This window comes from Actinosynnema sp. NPDC059797 (assembly GCF_042732085.1).
GTDB lineage: Bacteria > Actinomycetota > Actinomycetes > Mycobacteriales > Pseudonocardiaceae > Actinosynnema.
In genome coordinates, this window is record NZ_JBHWIE010000527.1 from 1 (window position 1) to 3,849 (window position 3,849).

A 3,849-nucleotide genomic window follows, 5' to 3' on the forward strand; every position below is an offset into this window, starting at 1 on the left:
ATTCCCGCGGGGGCCGCTGCCGTGCGCGCCAGGGGCCGGCCGGGTGTGCCCGTGCCTGGGTCCCTGCCCGTGCCCGGAGTTCCGTGCTCGAGGTTCCGTGCCTGGGGTTCCGCGCCCGGGTCCGCTCAGGTTCGCCTGGCGAACAGGCCGGTGAACTGGCGGCGGACCACGAAGGCGCCGAACAGGACGAACAGCACCACGAGCGTGGTCGTGGCGCCGCCGGTCGAGCTGGTGAGGGCCACGTCGACGCTGCCCACCAGCACGATGCCGCAGTCCGCCCGGATGACCTGGCGTCCCGGTTGGATGGTCCTGAACTCGACCTTCGCGCTGAACGTCCCGGACGTGTCGGCCACCGCGGCGCCGACGTCCTCGCCCATCGAGGTCAGCTCCACCTCGGAGCCGGGCGTGCAGCCGGTGCCGGTGGCGGTCAGGGGGTGACCCGGCTGGACGTTGTCCTTGTCGAGGGTCAGGGCGCCGTCACCCTCGGACGACCGCGTGGTGGCGGGGGCGGACGAGCTGCCGGTCGTCGTGGTGGTCGTGGTCGTCGTCGTGGTGGTCGTGGTGGTGACCGGGCTCGTGGTGGTCGTCCCCGGCGAAGCGGTCGTGGTCGTGGCGGCCGGGGGAGCGGTCGTCGTGGTGGTGACCGGGTTCGTGGTGGTCGGCGCGGCGGTCACGGTGAAGGTGTCGGAAGGGCTGCCCGTGGCCGCGCAGAGCGGGCGCGCCGTGACCGCGTGGGGGCCGGGCGTCGCTCCCGCCGGGACGGTGGCGGTGCCGGACCCGCGCCCCCGATCCCCGTGGCGGCCCGTGCCGACGACCTGGCCCGAGTCCCAGACGAGCTGCACCGTGCGGTTGGAGCAGCGCGGGTCCAGGTAGAGGTCGTCCCAGCTCACGGTGAACGAAGCGCCCACCGGACCGGTGTCGGGCGACGCGGTGGCGGTGGCCCGGGGCTGGGCGGACACCGGTGTCGCCACGAGCACGACCACGCCGTAGGCCAGGGCGGCGAATAGAGCTAGTGTTCCTGCCGATCGCATATCGACCTTCCCCACTCCGAGGTGCCCTGTGAGACGCATTATGAGCAGCCTCGTCCCACTGCTCCTGTGCGGGACCTCCCTCGGCGTCGCCCCGGCCGCCGCGCAGGGCGAGGCGATCGCCGTCAACGCCACTGTGGACGGAACCCCGGTGGGCGAGGAAACGCTGGTGCTCGACCCGACGACGTCGCCGCGGATCGAGGTGACCGTCCACAATGGAACGGACGTGGTCCGGCACGTCAAGTCGATCCGGTTGTCCGGCGAGGCGTTGGCGCTGACGTTCTTCTCCTACGACACGACCCTGCCGTTCGAGGTGCCGGGTCGGCAGAGCGTGACGCGGGCGTTCGTGCTGGACGTGAGCCAGGTGGGCGGGCAGGCGACCGGTTTCGTGCCGACCTCGCTGGAGGTGCTGGACGCCAACCGGGACGTCATCGGGTCGGCCGAGACCGTCGGCGACGTGCGCGGGTCGACGCGGTCGGTCTACGGGGTGTTCGGGCTGGCGGCATCGGGACTGACCGTGCTGGCCTGGGGCGGCGCGCTGCTGACCCTGGCACGCCGACGGCTGCCGCCCACCCGCTGGCGCCGGGCGGTGCGCTTCCTGCCCGCGGGGGTGGGGACCGGGCTGGTGGCGGTGGTGTCGCTGCCGGCGCTGCGGTTCCTGACGCCCTCGCCGGACCTGGAGGTCCCGCTCGTGCTGGGTGCGGCTGCCGTGGCGTTCGCGCTGGGGTGGCTGACGCCGGGGCCGGTCGTGGACGACCTGCCGCCGCCTGCCGATCCCGAGGCGACCCAGCGCATCGCCCGGCCGGTGCCGGGGCGGGCGGGGTGACGGGGCAGGCGGGGTGACGGTGCGGGGCCTGGTGACGGTGCGGGGCCGGGTGACGGTGCGGGGCCGCGTCGGTGGGGGTGCCGGCCGGGCTGTGGGGTGAGAGCGCTGCGGCGGTCGTGGGGCTGCGGCGGTCGTGAGGCTGCGGCGAGGGAGATCGCGGGGCTGCGGCGGGTGCGGTGGCAAGGGCTGCGGCGGGGCTGTGGCAGGTGCGGTGGCGGGGCTGCGGTGCGGCGCGGTGGCGGGGCCGTGGTGGGGCCGTGGTGGGTGTGGCTGTGATGCGGGCTGAGGGCTGTGGTGGTGGCTGGGTGGTCGCCGGTGCCGGTGCCGGTGCCGGTGATGGTGATGGGGCTGGGGCTGGGGCTGGGGACGCCTGGGGGTCTGGGGATCTCTGACGAGGGGTGTGGTCGGGTTTCCTCATGTTCCAACCGATGCCGGTAACGGTGTTTCCGTACGTCCGTCACCTGATCGTGTGGCGGGTGGGGTGTGCCGTGTGCCGGGTCAGGTGTTGAGTGGCCTGGTCACCGGGAACGTCACGCGGACCAGGTAGCCGCCGTCCTCGGTGGGGGTCGCGGCGAAGTCCCCGTTCAGCAGGGCGGCTCTTTCGCGCAGGCCCACGAGGCCGTGGCCGCCGCTGGGGAGGGTTCCGCTCTCCTGCCGGTGGCGAGGAGGGTCGTTGCGGATCTCCGCTCGCAGCTCCTCGGCGCCGGAGATGACCAGCACCCTCGTGGGCGCGCCGCCCGCGTGCTTGCGGACGTTCGTCAGCGCTTCCTGCACCGTCCGGTACACCGCGCCCGACACCGGGGCCGGCAGCGCCGCCACCTCTCCGTGCACGGTCAGGGTGATCGGGAAGCCCGCGGCGGCCACCAGTTGCGGCAGGTCCTCGATCCTCGGTTGGGGCGAGTCGTCGCCGTTCGTGGTGCGCAGGACGCTCACCAGGTGGCGCAGCTCGTCCAGGGTGCGGGTGCTCAGCTTGCGGATCGTGCCCGCCACCTGCTTCGCGTTCGGGTCCTCCGCCGCCACGCGCAGGGCGCCCGCCTGCATCGCGATCAGGCTCACCTGGTGCGACACCACGTCGTGCATCTCGCGCGCCAGCCGGGCCCGCTCGTCGGCCCGCACGGCGTGCGCGTGCAGCACCCGCTCCCGCTCCCGGCTCGCGGCCAGCTCGGAGATCCGCGCCGACAGCTCCTCGCGCGCGTGCGCCAGCAGCCCGATCGCGATCGGCATCCCCGCCACCAGGCACCCGTAGATGGCGTTGTGGACGTGGGTCTTCCAGTCCAGCTCCGCGAACTCGGCCGGCGGCCACAGGAAGAACCGGCTGAACCACACCAGCCCCGCGCCGATGAACGTCTGCGTCGACAGCAGCCTGCGCCGCGCCAGCGTGCCGAGCGCGATCATCGCCGCCAGCTGCGCCCACCCGGCCAGGAACCCCGGCGCGGTGACCAGCACCACCAGGAACGGGAACCGCCGCCGCAGCGCCACCGCCGCCACCGCCGCGGCCGACAGCACGTAGTTGTACGTCTCGGCCTCGGGCACCACCCGCAGCCACACGTCGAGCGCCGCGATCGCCACGGCGGCCACGTCGAACGCCACGTGCCGGTACCGCCGCGCCCAGCCCCGGGCAGCACGCGACACCCGATCGGTCGGAACGCCGTTGACCCGACCGCCCGGCGGCCTCTCCACCGCGTTGCCGGCCAGGGTCGGACCTCCCGAGTCAGCTATCCGCCGGTCCTCACCGTACTGCGCCGCCATCACGCTTGGCATGACCCGCACCTCCGCCTCCGACCCGCCCGCTCACCCGTCGAGACGGGCTGATCACCGGAAAGGGACGCTCGGACGGCCAACAAATTGCGACCGCGAACGTCCGGTGAGCGGACGCAGGCCAGGGGAGGGGAGCGGAGCGGCGCGCCACGTGGGCCGGGGCCGGGCGGGGGGGGCCCGGGGCGGGGCGGGGGGGGGGGCGGGGGGGGGGCGGGGGGGCGGCGGGGGGGGGGGGGG

General features: G+C 74.5%; 3 protein-coding genes. 1 reads left to right on the forward strand and 2 read right to left on the reverse strand.

Going from position 1 to position 3,849, the window contains the following annotated elements:
- Positions 1–125 precede the first annotated feature (125 nt).
- Positions 126–1,031 carry a hypothetical protein gene (locus ACFV4N_RS41030; protein WP_499678093.1) on the reverse strand — a complete coding sequence of 302 codons (906 nt, stop codon included), beginning with the start codon at positions 1,029–1,031 and terminating at the stop codon, positions 126–128.
- Positions 1,032–1,071: 40 nt separating this feature from the next.
- Between ACFV4N_RS41030 and ACFV4N_RS41035 the strand changes: the two genes are divergently transcribed.
- Positions 1,072–1,854 carry a hypothetical protein gene (locus tag ACFV4N_RS41035; RefSeq protein ID WP_499678094.1) on the forward strand — a complete coding sequence of 261 codons (783 nt, stop codon included), beginning with the start codon at positions 1,072–1,074 and terminating at the stop codon, positions 1,852–1,854.
- Positions 1,855–2,352: 498 nt separating this feature from the next.
- On the opposite strand, the gene ACFV4N_RS41040 is transcribed toward ACFV4N_RS41035, so the two are convergent.
- Positions 2,353–3,615: a sensor histidine kinase gene (locus tag ACFV4N_RS41040; protein WP_499678095.1), complete on the reverse strand. Its 1,263-nt coding sequence runs from the start codon at positions 3,613–3,615 to the stop codon at positions 2,353–2,355.
- Between the last annotated feature and the right edge of the window lie 234 nt (positions 3,616–3,849).